At 41.5% G+C, this 15,154-nt stretch carries 13 protein-coding genes; 11 read left to right on the top strand and 2 right to left on the bottom strand.

The window, feature by feature from the left end; translation table 11 throughout:
* Positions 1 to 346: 346 nt before the first annotated feature.
* The 9 genes from sdhC (at position 347) to BCU57_RS08870 (ending at position 10,679) form a co-directional block, all read left to right on the top strand.
* Entirely contained in the window at positions 347 to 742 is a 396-nt protein-coding gene (gene sdhC / locus BCU57_RS08910; protein WP_102438307.1) for a succinate dehydrogenase, cytochrome b556 subunit, read from the top strand.
* Entirely contained in the window at positions 736 to 1,083 is a 348-nt protein-coding gene (gene sdhD / locus BCU57_RS08905; RefSeq protein WP_076537444.1) for a succinate dehydrogenase, hydrophobic membrane anchor protein, read from the top strand. The genes sdhC and sdhD overlap by 7 nt, the downstream gene beginning before the upstream one ends.
* A complete protein-coding gene (sdhA, locus tag BCU57_RS08900; RefSeq protein WP_076537446.1) occupies positions 1,084 to 2,850 on the top strand; it encodes a succinate dehydrogenase flavoprotein subunit in 1,767 nt (588 codons plus the stop codon).
* 11 nt (positions 2,851 to 2,861) lie between these two features.
* Positions 2,862 to 3,569: a succinate dehydrogenase iron-sulfur subunit gene (locus BCU57_RS08895; RefSeq protein ID WP_076537448.1), complete on the top strand. Its 708-nt coding sequence runs from the start codon at positions 2,862 to 2,864 to the stop codon at positions 3,567 to 3,569.
* Positions 3,570 to 3,823: 254 nt separating this feature from the next.
* On the top strand, positions 3,824 to 6,646 hold the full coding sequence (gene sucA / locus BCU57_RS08890; protein WP_102438305.1) for a 2-oxoglutarate dehydrogenase E1 component: 2,823 nt from the start codon (positions 3,824 to 3,826) through the stop codon (positions 6,644 to 6,646).
* A gap of 27 nt (positions 6,647 to 6,673) precedes the next feature.
* A complete protein-coding gene (gene odhB / locus BCU57_RS08885) occupies positions 6,674 to 7,864 on the top strand; it encodes a 2-oxoglutarate dehydrogenase complex dihydrolipoyllysine-residue succinyltransferase (RefSeq protein ID WP_102438303.1) in 1,191 nt (396 codons plus the stop codon).
* 79 nt (positions 7,865 to 7,943) lie between these two features.
* The gene (sucC, locus tag BCU57_RS08880; protein ID WP_076537457.1) at positions 7,944 to 9,110 is read left to right on the top strand and encodes an ADP-forming succinate--CoA ligase subunit beta; all 1,167 of its coding nucleotides are present in this window, start codon (positions 7,944 to 7,946) and stop codon (positions 9,108 to 9,110) included.
* Complete coding sequence (gene sucD / locus BCU57_RS08875; protein WP_102438301.1) at positions 9,110 to 9,982, top strand: succinate--CoA ligase subunit alpha; 873 nt, start codon at positions 9,110 to 9,112, stop codon at positions 9,980 to 9,982. Before sucC ends, sucD begins: the two co-directional genes overlap by 1 nt.
* A 196-nt stretch (positions 9,983 to 10,178) precedes the next feature.
* Positions 10,179 to 10,679 carry a GNAT family N-acetyltransferase gene (locus BCU57_RS08870; protein WP_198589929.1) on the top strand — a complete coding sequence of 167 codons (501 nt, stop codon included), beginning with the start codon at positions 10,179 to 10,181 and terminating at the stop codon, positions 10,677 to 10,679.
* 85 nt (positions 10,680 to 10,764) lie between these two features.
* On the opposite strand, the gene fur is transcribed toward BCU57_RS08870, so the two are convergent.
* A complete protein-coding gene (fur, locus tag BCU57_RS08865) occupies positions 10,765 to 11,196 on the bottom strand; it encodes a ferric iron uptake transcriptional regulator (protein WP_076537462.1) in 432 nt (143 codons plus the stop codon).
* A 290-nt stretch (positions 11,197 to 11,486) separates the two neighbouring features.
* On the opposite strand from fur, the gene cobB reads away from it, so the two are divergent.
* Both cobB and BCU57_RS08855 read left to right on the top strand, forming a co-directional pair.
* The gene (gene cobB, locus BCU57_RS08860) at positions 11,487 to 12,233 is read left to right on the top strand and encodes a Sir2 family NAD+-dependent deacetylase (protein ID WP_102438297.1); all 747 of its coding nucleotides are present in this window, start codon (positions 11,487 to 11,489) and stop codon (positions 12,231 to 12,233) included.
* A gap of 23 nt (positions 12,234 to 12,256) precedes the next feature.
* Complete coding sequence (locus BCU57_RS08855) at positions 12,257 to 12,685, top strand: AAA family ATPase (protein ID WP_102438341.1); 429 nt, start codon at positions 12,257 to 12,259, stop codon at positions 12,683 to 12,685.
* A 59-nt stretch (positions 12,686 to 12,744) separates the two neighbouring features.
* Here BCU57_RS08855 and BCU57_RS08850 read toward each other — a convergent pair whose 3' ends face one another.
* Positions 12,745 to 14,814: a bifunctional 2',3'-cyclic-nucleotide 2'-phosphodiesterase/3'-nucleotidase gene (locus BCU57_RS08850; protein WP_102438295.1), complete on the bottom strand. Its 2,070-nt coding sequence runs from the start codon at positions 14,812 to 14,814 to the stop codon at positions 12,745 to 12,747.
* Between the last annotated feature and the right edge of the window lie 340 nt (positions 14,815 to 15,154).

The raw sequence follows: 15,154 nt of genomic DNA, 5'->3' as shown, positions 1-15,154 counted from the left end.
TTAGTGTCACATTTCAATTTAAATAAGCGTTTAAATTTATTAGACCATGGTATAAAGCTTGCTAGACGCCTTGTTAGCAATGGTTTTTTTGCAAAAAAACCATCAAAAAACAAATTTTACATAGTGTGATGTTTGTATTTGACAATTGCCTTGAGTATACTTGCCTGCGTCCTGAAGGGCGACAAACATCACATTTTTGAAAACATTTTTACGTTGTCTAAATTAGTGAATTCTCAAATGGTTAAGTGTTTGATAGTAGTCTGTTAAGTTTCAACATTTTGTTTACATTTGTAGTTTGGTGTAACAAATAGAAGCAAAGCAAGATGAATAATAAAAATAATGCTCAATGGAGCTGAGTGAGCAGAACGTGAAAAAGCAAAGACCTGTCCATATAGACCTACAGACCATTCGCTTTCCTGCAACAGCGATTGCGTCAATTCTTCACCGTATTTCCGGTGTTATCATGCTGTTTGCTGTCGGTATTCTTATTTGGATGCTAAATGAATCTTTAGCATCGCCTGAGAGTTTCGCTGGCTTACAATCTCTTTTTGATAACCTGCTAGTTAAGTTTGTTATTTGGGGAATTCTAACCGCGTTGGGTTATCACTTAATCGTTGGCGTACGTCATCTGATTATGGATACCGGTCGTTGGGAAGAGCTTGCCTCTGGCTTAGCGTCAGCAAAAATCGCCTTTGTGTTATCAGCGGCGTTTTCTATCATCGTGGGGATTTGGGTATGGTAACAAATGCAGCAAGCCTTGGACGCAGTGGTGTTCATGATTTTATTTTAATTCGTGCTAGTGCCGTAATTTTAGCCTGTTATACCATTTTTATGGTGGGTTTTATTGCGTGTAGCGCTCCATTGACATACGAAATTTGGCAGGGGTTATTCAGTACCTTACCAATGAAAGTATTCACTTTATTAGCGCTTGTTGCTGTACTTATCCATTCATGGATTGGTATTTGGCAAGTGTTAACTGATTACGTTAAAAACGTATCAGTGCGTGGATTACTTCAGTTCGTTTTTGTCGTAGCAGCTTTTTGTTATCTAGCTGCAGGCATATTAATTGTGTGGGGTGTATAAGTGAGTATTCCAGTTCGCGAATTTGACGCAGTAGTGATTGGCGCTGGTGGCGCTGGCATGCGAGCGGCATTACAAATTTCTAAAGAAGGTAAGAGCTGTGCGCTTTTATCTAAAGTTTTCCCAACCCGTTCTCATACAGTATCTGCGCAAGGTGGTATTACCGTTGCGTTGGGTAATGCTCATGAAGATCACTGGGAACAGCACATGTACGATACCGTGAAAGGTTCTGATTTTATCGGTGACCAAGAAGCAATCGAGTTCATGTGTAAGACAGGTCCAGAGGCGGTTATTGAACTTGAGCAAATGGGTTTGCCATTCTCACGTTTTGAAAACGGTACTATTTACCAGCGTCCGTTTGGTGGCCAATCAAAAAACTTTGGTGGCGAGCAAGCGGCACGTACTGCAGCTGCAGCTGACCGTACAGGTCATGCATTACTTCATTGTCTTTATCAGCAAAATGTTAAACACAAAACTGAAGTATTTTCTGAGTGGTATGCACTCGATTTAGTGAAAAACGATGACGGTGCAATAGTTGGTTGTACGGCTATTGAAATTGAAACTGGCGAGATTGTTTACTTCAAAGCGAAGGCAACCATTTTAGCAACCGGTGGTGCAGGGCGTATTTATGCTTCAACCACCAATGCACATATTAATACTGGTGACGGTGTTGGTATGGCAATGCGCGCTGGCGTTCAAATGCAAGACATGGAAATGTGGCAGTTCCACCCAACGGGTATTGCTGGCGCAGGTGTGCTTGTAACTGAAGGTTGTCGTGGTGAAGGTGGTTATCTTTTAAATAAAGATGGCGAGCGTTTCATGGAACGTTATGCACCAAATGCAAAAGATTTAGCATCACGTGATGTTGTTGCTCGCTCGATGATGACAGAAATTCGTGAAGGCCGTGGATTAGATGGTCCATTAGGGCCGCATTGTTTACTTAAGCTTGATCACTTAGGTAAAGAAACATTAGAAGCTCGTCTTCCTGGTGTTTGTGAACTTTCTCGTACTTTTGCGCATATTGATCCAGCAGATGGCCCAATTCCTGTATTGCCAACATGTCATTACATGATGGGTGGTCTACCCGCTAAAGTGAGTGGTCAAGTTGTTCGTCAAAATGCTGATGGCACTGAACAAGATATCGTGGGTTTATTCGCTGTAGGTGAAATTGCTTGTGTATCAGTACACGGTGCAAACCGCCTTGGTGGTAACTCATTACTGGATTTAGTGGTATTTGGACGTGCTGCTGGTCAGCATTTAGGTAAAGCACTCGATGCGACTGCGGATCCAAAAGCGCCATCTGAAGAGCAAATTTCAGCATCACTTGAGCGTCTTAATCGCTGGGAAAGCAATAAAGACGGTGAAGATCCTGCTGTTATTCGTAAAGACTTACAGTTATGTATGCAACTTAACTTCTCTGTATTTAGAAGTGGTGATGCAATGGCTGAAGGCCTTAAAGAGCTTAAAGCAATTCGCGATCGTTTAGCGAATGCTAAGTTATCTGATAACTCTTCAGAATTTAATACTCAACGTATTGAATGTTTAGAGCTTGATAACTTGATGGCGACAGCAATTGCGACAGCTTATGCTGCGAACTTCCGTACAGAAAGTCGTGGTGCGCATTCTCGTGAGGATTTCTTAGACCGTGATGATGATAATTGGTTATGTCATAGCGTCTTTGACCCCGTCACAGAAGAAATGACTAAGCGTGAAGTCAACATGGAGCCTAAGCTTCGTGCGGCATTCCCGCCTATCAAGCGTACCTACTAGGAGAAGCCCCGATGAAATTGGAATTTGCAGTTTATCGCTACAATCCTGATGTAGACACTAAACCATATATGCAGGATTACAGTTTAGATGTGGAAGAAGGTACCGATATGATGGTACTAGATGCACTGATGAAGCTGAAAGAGTTAGATCCTGCATTATCATTTAGACGCTCATGTCGTGAGGGTGTATGTGGTAGTGATGGTATGAACATGAATGGTAAAAACGGCCTTGCGTGTATTACGCCTGTTTCTACTTTTAAAGGTAAGAAAATTGAAATTCGCCCACTTCCTGGCATGCCAGTTGTGCGCGATTTAATTGTCGACCTGACTCAGTTCTACACTCAGTACGAAAAAATTAAACCGTTTCTTATCAATGATGAGAAAACACCGGCTCGTGAACATTTACAATCACCTGAAGAGCGTGCTCATTTAGACGGATTATATGAATGTATCATGTGTGCTTGTTGTTCTACTGCTTGTCCATCTTTCTGGTGGAACCCTGATAAATTTATCGGACCAAGTGGTTTACTGCATGCATATCGCTTCTTAATTGATAGCCGCGATACGGCAACTGAAGAGCGTTTAGATGGTTTAGACGATGCTTACAGTGTGTTCCGTTGTCACGGTATTATGAATTGTGTTGATGTGTGTCCTAAAGGACTAAACCCAACTAAAGCCATTGGCCACATTAAGTCAATGTTACTGAAGCGAGCAGTGTAAATGCGCAACATAGAGCTGGGATTTATTGTTATATAGCTCTATTGGGGAGTCATCTTCAACTATGGGGATGACTCTTTTGTGTGTGTTAGAAGACCTTTGTAATTAACTGTTTAAATTATATAGTTATATCGCTATTATCCGTAGTTGATAAACAGCGTTAAACGAAAGAGTTAATACGATTCGATTGTGGTGCAACCAGGTATCGCAATTATGAAATTGGCGAAGCACGTGTATCAAGTTTGGAAGGAAAAGTAATGCACCAAGGCATCATGAAAGCTTGGCTCGAATCGTCACATTTAAGTGGCTCAAATTCGACCTACGTAGAAGAGATGTATGAAGCCTATCAAGAAGATCCAAGTTCAGTTACCGCTGATTGGCAAGTCGTTTTTGATAATCTCCCTGCGGTAAATGGTACTTCTCAAGATCTACCTGAAACTGCACACTCTAAAGTACGTGATTATTTCCGCAGTTTAGCATTAGAAGGTCGTGCCAAAGGCGCTAGCCGTGTTACTGACCCAGAGTTAGATGCTAAACAAGTAAAAGTCCTCCAGTTAATTAACGCTCACCGTTTTCGTGGTCACCAAAATGCTAACCTTGATCCGTTAGGTTTATGGCACCGTGAGCCAGTATCTGAATTAGACCCATCATTTCATGGTTTAGATGCCGAAGATATGCAACGTGAGTTCAATACCGGTTCATTTGCATACGGTAGTGATACCCTTAAATTAGCCGACATAGTTCATGCATTAAAAAGTACCTATTGTGGTTCTATTGGTGCTGAATACATGCATATTACCGATACCGATGAAAAGCGTTGGATTCAGCAACGTCTTGAACCGTCTTTGGGTAAAGCAAATTACGATAACACCACTAAGAAACGCATTCTAGAAGGCCTAAATGCTGCTGAAGGTATGGAAAAATACCTTGGCGCAAAATTTCCAGGCGCAAAACGTTTCTCGCTTGAAGGTGGTGATGCGTTAGTGCCAATGATGCGTGAGATTTTATATCGCGCAGGTGAAGCAGGTACCAAAGAAATTGTCGTCGGTATGGCTCACCGTGGTCGCTTAAACGTCCTTGTTAACGTACTGGGTAAGCGTCCTGCTGAATTATTTGATGAATTTGCCGGTAAGCATGATGAAATCCAAGGTTCTGGTGACGTTAAGTATCACCAAGGCTTTTCATCTGATTTCGAAACGCCAGGCGGAAACGTTCATTTAGCACTGGCCTTTAACCCATCACATTTAGAAATCGTTAACCCTGTGGTTATTGGTTCAGTACGAGCGCGTCAAGACAGACGTGGTTGTAGCGATGGTTTACAAGTTATGCCAATTACCATTCATGGTGACTCGGCAATTACTGGACAAGGTATTGTGCAAGAGACATTTAACATGTCTCAGACCCGTGGTTTTAAAGTTGGCGGTAGTATTCGTATCGTTATTAATAACCAAGTGGGTTTCACTACCTCTAATACTGCCGATGTGCGTTCAACGGAATACTGTACTGATATTGCCAAAATGGTCCAAGCGCCTATTTTCCATGTCAATGCAGATGATCCTGAAGCTGTTGCCTTTATTTCGCAGTTAGCGGTGGATTACCGTAACGAATTTAAGCGTGATGTGGTGATTGATTTAGTGTGTTATCGCCGCCATGGTCATAACGAAGCTGATGAGCCAAGTGCAACGCAGCCGCTAATGTACGCAAAAATTAAGAAGCATCCTACGCCGCGTAAGATTTATGCTGATCGATTAATTCAAGAAGATAGTATCTCTGCTGATGACGTTACTGGCCTTGTCAATAACTACCGTGATGCATTAGATGCAGGTGATTGTGTAGTGAAAGAGTGGCGTCCAATGACGTTACACACTGTTGACTGGTCGCCGTATCTTAATCGTGAGTGGGATGAAAGCTATCAAGGTGCAATGAACTTTGACAAGCTGATTGGTCTTGCGCAAAAGATGGTAGATATTCCTGAAAGCCACAAATTGCAATCACGGGTCGCTAAGATTTATAAAGACCGTGTATCGATGGCAAACGGTGAAAAACCGGTTGATTGGGGCTTTGCTGAAACCTTAGCTTACGCCACCATTTTGGAAGATAAAAAACGCGTTCGTATTACCGGTCAGGATTCTGGTCGTGGTACTTTCTTCCATCGTCATGCAGTTTTACATAATCAAAATGATGGTACGACTTATTTGCCGCTTCGTAATGTCGCTGATGAACAGGGCGAGATTGATATTACTGACTCAGTATTATCAGAAGCCTCGGTACTGGCATTTGAGTACGGTTATGCCACAGCAGAGCCGGGCGGATTAACCATCTGGGAAGCGCAGTTTGGTGACTTTGTTAATTGTGCTCAAGTGGTTATCGATCAGTTCTTATCTTCAGGTGAGCAAAAGTGGGGCCGATTATGTGGTCTAACGATGCTACTTCCCCATGGTTATGAAGGCCAAGGCCCAGAGCATTCATCTGCTCGTCTTGAGCGTTTCTTACAGCTTTGTGCAAACCACAATATGCAAGTGTGTGTTCCTTCTACACCTGCACAGGTTTATCACATGCTACGCCGTCAAGTTGTACGTCCTATGCGTCGTCCACTGGTGGTGATGTCGCCTAAATCATTACTACGTCATCCATTAGCGGTTTCTACACTTGAAGAGCTCGCTGAAGGAAGTTTCCAAAGTGTGATTGGTGAGCTTGATGCATTAGACGCGAGCAAGGTTGATCGCGTTGTCTTCTGTAGTGGTAAGGTGTATTTCGAATTACTCGACAAGCGTCGTAAACAAGAAATTACTAACGTTGCTATTGTCCGTGTGGAGCAGCTTTATCCGTTCCCGCAAGAAGAAATGCAAGCCGCACTTGCTGACTATCAGCACGTTAAAGATTTTGTTTGGTGTCAGGAAGAACCTCAGAACCAAGGTGCTTGGTATTGTAGCCAACATCATTTCTGGGCAGCTATCCCTGCCGGAGCTGAACTAACCTACGCTGGCCGTGAGGCATCTGCTGCACCAGCTTGTGGTTATCCTGCTCTGCATGCACGCCAACAAGAAGCATTAGTTAATAGCGCATTAAAACTGTCGTAATAGAAAATTATAAAAGGAAAGCTTTCCATGAGTATCGAAATTAAGGTACCCGTTCTGCCAGAATCAGTTGCAGATGCAACAATCGCGACATGGCATGTGCAACCTGGCGAACAGGTTTCTCGTGACCAAAATCTAGTTGATATCGAAACTGATAAAGTTGTACTAGAAGTTGTTGCGCCAGAAGATGGTTCTATTAGCGAATTATTATTCCAAGAAGGTGACACTGTTCTTGGTGAGCAAGTGATTGCAAACTTCGTTGCTGGTGCAGTTTCAGGCCAAGAAGTGACTAAAGCAGAAGCAGAAGCTGCATCACCAGTAGCTGAATCTACAGATGAGTCAAATGATGCATTAAGCCCATCTGTACGCCGTCTCATTGCTGAGCATAACCTTGATGCAAGCAAAGTAAAAGGCACTGGTGTTGGTGGACGTGTGACTAAAGAAGATGTTGAAGCATTTGTGAAGTCAGCACCTGCGGCTAAACCTGCTGCAGCGCCTGCGCCAATTGCACCACTTGAAGGTCGTACTCAAAAACGTGTTCCTATGACGCGTTTACGTAAGACTATTGCTAATCGTTTATTAGAGGCTAAAAACTCTACGGCAATGCTAACAACGTTTAACGAAGTTAACATGCAGCCAATCATGGATATTCGTAAGCAATACCAAGAAGTATTTGAAAAACGTCATGGTATTCGTTTAGGTTTCATGTCTTTCTACGTAAAAGCTGTGACTGAAGCATTAAAACGTTTCCCTGAAGTTAACGCGTCTATCGACGGTGATGAACTGGTTTATCACAACTACTTTGATGTCAGCATTGCGGTATCAACGCCACGTGGTCTGGTTACCCCAGTATTACGTGATACCGATACCATGAGCCTTGCTGAAATTGAAAAAAATGTGCGTGAATTAGCAATCAAAGGCCGTGATGGCAAGTTATCTGTTGCTGATATGACCGGTGGTAACTTCACCGTGACTAATGGCGGCGTATTTGGCTCGCTAATGTCGACGCCAATTTTAAACCTTCCACAAAGCGCGATTTTAGGCATGCATGCTATTAAAGATCGCCCAATGGCTGTGAATGGTGAGGTTGTTATTCAACCTATGATGTACCTAGCATTATCTTACGATCATCGAATTGTTGATGGCCGTGAGTCGGTTGGTTTCTTGGTCGCTATTAAAGACTTCCTTGAAGATCCAACTCGTCTATTGCTTGACCTCTAAGAGTCAACTAGACAATACCCTCGTAGCTGGCTCGTTAGAGCCAGTAGGATTTTATAAAGAAGTATATGGATAGATCATCATGAATTTGCATGAATATCAGGCAAAATCCTTATTTGCCGAATATGGTTTACCAGTTTCAGAAGGCTTCGCTTGCGATACAGCCCAAGAAGCGGTAGAAGCTGCTGGTCACATTGGCGGCGATATGTGGGTTGTTAAGTGTCAAGTACACGCTGGCGGCCGTGGTAAAGCAGGTGGCGTTAAAGTCACTGGCGATAAAGAAGAAATCAGAGCATTTGCTGAAAAATGGTTAGGTAAGAACTTAGTGACTTACCAAACTGATGAAAAAGGCCAGCCTGTTGCTAAAATTTTAGTAGAAAGCTGTACTGATATTGCAAATGAACTTTACCTAGGTGCTGTTGTTGACCGTGCGACTCGTCGCGTTGTGTTTATGGCATCAACTGAAGGTGGCGTTGAAATTGAAACTGTGGCTGAAGAAACCCCAGAGTTAATTCACAAAGCAATTATCGATCCTTTAACAGGTCCTCAACCATACCAAGCACGTGATCTTGGCTTTAAGTTAGGTTTAAACCCAACTCAAATGAAGCAGTTCACTAAAGTGTTTATGGGTCTTGCAAAAATGTTCGAAGACCATGATTTCGCTTTATTAGAAATCAACCCGCTTGTGATCACTGACGAAGGTAATATCCATTGTCTTGATGGCAAGATTGGTATCGATGGAAATGCTTTATTCCGTCAACCTAAAATCCGTGACATGCACGATCCATCACAAGATGATGCTCGTGAAGCACACGCAGCTAAGTTTGAACTTAACTACGTTGCATTAGACGGAAACGTGGGTTGTATGGTTAACGGTGCAGGCCTAGCAATGGGTACTATGGACATCGTAAACCTACATGGCGGCAAGCCAGCTAACTTCTTAGACGTTGGCGGCGGAGCAACTAAAGAACGTGTAGCAGAAGCATTTAAAATCATTCTTTCTGACTCAAACGTTAAAGCTGTTTTAGTTAACATCTTTGGTGGCATCGTACGTTGTGACATGATTGCAGAAGGTATTATCGGCGCTGTAAAAGAAGTCGGTGTAGAAGTTCCTGTTGTTGTCCGTCTTGAAGGTACTAACGCTGAATTAGGCCGTGAAGTGCTTGCAGGTTCTGGTCTTGATATTATCGCAGCTGCGTCATTAACAGATGCTGCTGAGAAAGTTGTTGCTGCTGCGGAGGGCAAATAATGTCCGTATTAATTAACAAAGATACTAAAGTTATCTGTCAAGGTTTCACTGGTGGCCAAGGTACTTTCCACTCTGAGCAAGCAATTGCTTACGGTACAAAAATGGTTGGCGGTGTATCTCCAGGAAAAGGTGGTCAAGTTCACCTAGGTCTTCCTGTATTTAATACTGTTAAAGATGCTGTAGCTGAAACGGGTGCAACTGCGACTGTTATCTATGTACCAGCACCTTTTTGTAAAGATGCAATCCTTGAAGCAATCGACGGTGGCATTGAGCTAATCGTATGCATTACTGAAGGTATTCCAACTCTAGACATGCTTCAAGTTAAAGTTAAACTTGAAGAAACTGGCGTGCGTATGATTGGTCCTAACTGTCCAGGTGTTATCACTCCTGGTGAGTGTAAGATTGGTATCATGCCTGGTCACATCCACAAGCCTGGTAAAGTCGGTATTGTTTCACGCTCTGGTACATTAACGTACGAAGCTGTTAAACAAACTACTGACGAAGGTTTTGGCCAATCTACTTGTGTAGGTATTGGTGGTGACCCAATTCCAGGTACTAACTTCATCGACGTATTGGAAATGTTCCAAAACGATCCACAAACTGAAGCAATCGTAATGATTGGTGAAATTGGTGGTACTGCTGAAGAAGAAGCTGCTGAATTCATCAAAGCAAATGTAACTAAGCCTGTTGTATCTTACATTGCTGGTGTTACTGCACCAGAAGGTAAGCGTATGGGTCATGCTGGCGCAATTATCGCTGGTGGTAAAGGTACTGCTGAAGATAAGTTTGCTGCATTAGAAGCTGCTGGCGTAAGCACAGTTCGCTCTTTAGCTGACATCGGTAAAGCACTGCGTACTAAAACTGGCTGGTAAATTCTAGTGAGTTAATTAAAAGGCGCCATTCGGCGCCTTTTTTGTTTTTATGCTTTTTGTCGCTAGGCTTTATCCTGCAATAATTTCTTTAAAAACCATAATTTCATATTTTACAGCGTGTTATTCTGTGTTTAACTGTCTATTAATATTTAAATGATTAAGGATAATCATGAGCAACGTCATAAAACCCACAGCTATTATTACTGAAACCCCAAGGCTTATCTTGCGACCTTTTGTTGAAGATGATGCCGAAGCATTATTTTTAATGAATAGCATTCCAGAAATATTAACTTATATCCCCCAAGAGCCACTTACTAGCATAGCTGAAGCAAAAGAGATTTTTACCTCAATTATTCAAGCTGATTATCAAAAGCATGGTTTTGGTCGTTGGGCGGTGCATCATAAGGAAGATAATAAAGTCATTGGCTTTTGTGGGCCTAAATATCTTCCTGAATACGATAAAGTAGAAATAGGTTATCGCTATTTACCAGAATATTGGGGCAAGGGCATAGGCAATGAGGCAGCGCAAGCGGTAGTTGATACACTAAAGCCACAGTTCGATATTGATTTAGTCATAGCCCTTATTTTACATGGCAATACAGGTTCAGAAGCGATAGCGAAAAAGCTCGGTATGAGCATACATGAAGAAAGCGAATATCTCGGCTCGAAAGTACATGTGTATCAAATGGCTTTATAAAGGCATAACTTATGGCGAGTGTAAAAACAAAAAAACCAGCAAGTATGCTGGTTTTTTAATGACTATTTATCAGGCTTGGCGATAATTATTCGTCAGCGTGATCACAGCTGTCATTGGTGCAGTGACCGTATAAATATAAGCTGTGATGAGTTAGCTTAATATTATGACGCATTGCTATTTCGTCTTGACGACGTTCAATGACCTCATCAGAGAATTCAATTACTTTATCGCAGGTTAAGCAAACAAGATGATCATGATGCTTTTGGGTCGACATTTCAAAAACCGCTTTGCCACTTTCAAAATGGTGACGATTAAGGATACCCGCATCATCAAATTGGTTTAATACGCGATAAACAGTAGCTAAGCCAATTTCCTCACCAATATCGAGTAATTTTTTGTACAGATCTTCTGCACTGATATGTTGGTTTTCAGGGGCTTGCATTAATTCTAGAATTTTAACTCGTGGCAGTGTTATCTTTAAACCTGCTTTCTTGAGTGCTTGATTTCCATCTGTCATCGCTAATCTCTTGATTACAGAACCTTATCGGTTCCTCCGTGGATAATTAAGATCATTATATGTGTTGCAATCAGAAACTGGAACCTTTCAAATGAGTTAATCGTCATATAAGCAGTGATTTTGGCCAATGAGCCATACAATATTGACCAATAGGTTAAAATTCACCTAATAAACTTACTTATACTAAGGGATTATTGAGCATTAACGGCTTTTATATCACTATAATGTTAAATAGGGTTATCAAGCTTTGTACCCAGTAATGATAATTATAATCAAAACAAGGAATTCACATGTATCAGCAGATTGTGGTCTTAACTGGCGCAGGTATTTCCGCTGAATCGGGGATAAAAACATTTCGCGATGAAGACGGTTTGTGGGAGCAACATCATATTGAAGATGTGGCCACCCCTGAAGGTTATGCCCGCGATATCAATTTAGTTGAACGTTTTTATAATAGCCGTTGGGAAAACCTCCATAGCGGTGAGGTTCATCCTAATGCCGCTCATGCAGCATTAGCAAAATTAGAAGCTGAGTTTCCTGGCAAGCTACTGGTTATCACTCAAAATGTAGATGATTTACACGAGCGGGCAGGTTCAAAACGTTTATTACATATGCATGGAGAATTATCCAAAGGACGCTGCCCACAGTCATTGCAAACGTTTGTCCTTAGAGAACCTTTTGGTGAAGACAATTGCTGTACCTGCTGTATTCCTGCCAAACGATTAAGGCCGCATATTGTCTGGTTTGGTGAAATGCCATTTGGTATGGATAGAATTCATGATGCGCTGGATAACTGTGATTTATTTATCGCTATTGGGACTTCTGGGACGGTTTATCCCGCAGCGGGCTTTGTCGACAGCGCTAATCATCATGGTGCACAAACAGTAGAAGTTAATCTGTTAGCGGCAGATCGCCATAGCCAATTTCAATATCATTTTACCGGTAAAGCTGGTGATGTTGTGCCTGCGTTAGTAGAGTCAATTTTAGCCGGTAAAACCCTTGGCAGTGAAGTCGCGACAAAGGAAATGAGTGCTTGAGTAGGGATAAAGTTGCGATAATCATGCGCGGTTTACCGGGTAGTGGTAAATCAACTTGGGTTAATGAATTCATTGAACAGTTAGGCGTAGATAACGCCATACACATACGGCAATATGGTTACTTCTCTACTGACAGTTATTTTGTTCGTAATGGCGAATACCGCTTTAATCCAAAAAAACTCGCCCAGTATCACCAGGCTAATTTAAGCGCATTTATTAATGCGATGGCTCATAACGAGCCTTACGTTATTTGTGACAATACCAATGTATGCCGTTGGGAATATATGGCTTATGAAGCCGCAGCGAAGGCCTTGGGTTATCAAGTAAGAGTAGTGGTGACTGGTGAGCCTAACAGTGTTGAACATCAAAAATTATGCGCTAAACGTAATCAACATAAGGTGCCATTGGCACAAATTGCTAAAATGGGATTAATGTTTGAACTTGATGATTAGACTTGTTTTAAGATTAACTAAAAAGGCGCCGCGGCGCCTTTTTTGATGTTAAAGGTTGATTATTTAGCTTTAACAGCGGATTGCAGGTCAATATTATAAATCGCAAAACCAAATTCATCTGTGATATCAGTGCGCTTTGTCATAGGTCGCACTTGATAGCCGCTGATAAATTTATCAGCAAGTTCACTGTTTTGGGTTTCAAAGCGAATATCTAACTTTGTTGCCGAATTAATGGTCACGAAATCCCAGTTATTATCAGCACTTGGATCAACTAAACCATTGGCTTCAGTTTCATCAGTGATGTACTGAGCTAGGGCTTCACGGTTCGAATCAGGTAGTTCCATTACCACGTAATCAGAACCCGTACCGGCAAATTTACCACCAAATGCACGGTAGTTATTTGATGCGATGATAAACTCTTTTGCATCTAAATCTGCACCAGTAAAGACGGTGTCACCATCAGTGAAAGTTAAATCAACAATACGGCTAGCGTCTGCATTAACAACAGCACAATCACCATCAAATTTGTTCGGTTGAGTAACATCAACTTTATAAGTTACACCATCAATAACGTCAAAGTTATAAGTACGGTGTGTATCCCAGTTGATTAGATACTGCGGCTCAGTAGAGCTAGTATCAATTTGATTAAACTGGTTAGCACTGCATTCCAACCAATCTTTAACTTGCGCACCGGTCACCTTAACCGCAACCATAGTATTCGGATACAAGTATAAATCAGCAGCATTTTTATAGGTCAAATCACCTGCTGGTACTTGCACATAAGACTCTGCATCAGCGGTAGTGCTATGGCGTCCACCTGCTTTAAATGGAGCAGAAGCTGATAGTACAGGAATAGCTTTTAATTCGTCAGTTAAGTTAGCTTTAACTTTAGCAATTTGAGCATCTGAGACAATTTGTACAGAGGGATCATCTTGAACTAATGTTAAGAAACTATACATGTCAGCAGCAGCGACACCGATAGGTTGGTCAACATAATCTTTTGTACCTTGATGCTCCATAGCAACGGCATCACGAATGCCACGGTCAGCATCAACTAATTCAGGTGTATCAGCAGATTTGTCGTAAATCGGCATTGCCTTAGCCGTGCTGTCAACGACAGCCCAGCTGCCATCTTGCATTTCAAGTTTGAAATCAACAATACCTAAGTTGTCACCCCAGCGACCAGGCATAACAGCAGCAACACCGTTTATAGTGCCTTTTTCAATATCAGCGTTTTCTAGACCGTCAAAAGTACTTGATGGGAATACTGAATGGCTATGACCAAATGTAATCGCATCAATACCTTCAACCTTTGATAATGCCCATGTGGCATTTTCATCATTGATATCTGTTGGGTTAGTTGAAGATCCCACACCAGAATGAGGAATCGCAACAATAATGTCTGCACCATCAGCTTTCATCATTGGCACAAATTTTTCTGCGGCTTCTACAATACCCATAACAGTGACTTTACCTGTTAGGTTTTGTTTGTCCCATAAAAGAATTTGAGGCGGCACGAAACCGATGTAACCGATTTTAACGACTTGCTGATCGCCATTACTATCTAGGACTGTTTTTTCTTCGATTAAGTATGGTTTGAAAAGATTATCGCCTTTTTCTTTACCTTCCCAACAATCAGCTTCGCATAATACGTTAGCGTTGATGTAAGGGAAATTGGCACCCGAGATAGATTCATATAAGAAATCTAAACCATAATTAAATTCATGGTTACCTATATTACCGACAGAATAACCTAAGGTGTTCATTGCCTTGTAAGCTGGGTGAGTACCACCAATGGTATTATCTTGTTTGAAGTTATTCGCAACGTAATCGCCCATAGGACTACCTTGGAGTAAATCGCCGTTATCAACTAAGACAAAATTATCAACATCTGCACCATGACGTTTTATTAAACTGGCGGTTCGGGCTAAACCAATGGTTGGATCATATTTGGTTTTGTAATAATCATAATCCATGATGTTTGCATGGAGATCTGATGTTTCTAGAATGCGCAGATTAACTTCAACAGGTTTTACTTCTGGATCTTTCTTATTGTCATCAGACGAACTGCAAGCAGTAATTCCTAATGCACCAGCGATAACAACTGCTAATAACTTTTTGTTTAACATAGTTTATCTCTCTTTTTTCTGACCCCGGAGCTTGATTTTTTTGTTGCTCCAATATGTTGTGTTAATTCATAGAGTAACTCTGTGAATCAATCGTATTGGATTATACATAAAGTAAGTTACAGTGTTGTGATTTGAGGGGTAATGAGTTAAATAAAGTGATTTGTTTTGTTTTGGTTTTTTTTGTAGGTTTTTGTGACGTTTATAAGTTTATCAGTAGTGGGATTCACTGTTGTTTTGCTGGTATTTTGTACTTTATTACTTACGTATTCACTAATGTTTAGTATTTTAAAGCCCCGTTTAAACACATCTCATTAGCATGCTTAATAAATTTTTTGTGGCT

Origin of the sequence: Shewanella sp. 10N.286.48.B5, from assembly GCF_002874355.2 — a bacterium.
Lineage (GTDB): Bacteria > Pseudomonadota > Gammaproteobacteria > Enterobacterales > Shewanellaceae > Shewanella.
Note: the sequence above shows the minus strand (reverse complement) of the source record. Positions and strands in the feature narration are given on the sequence as shown.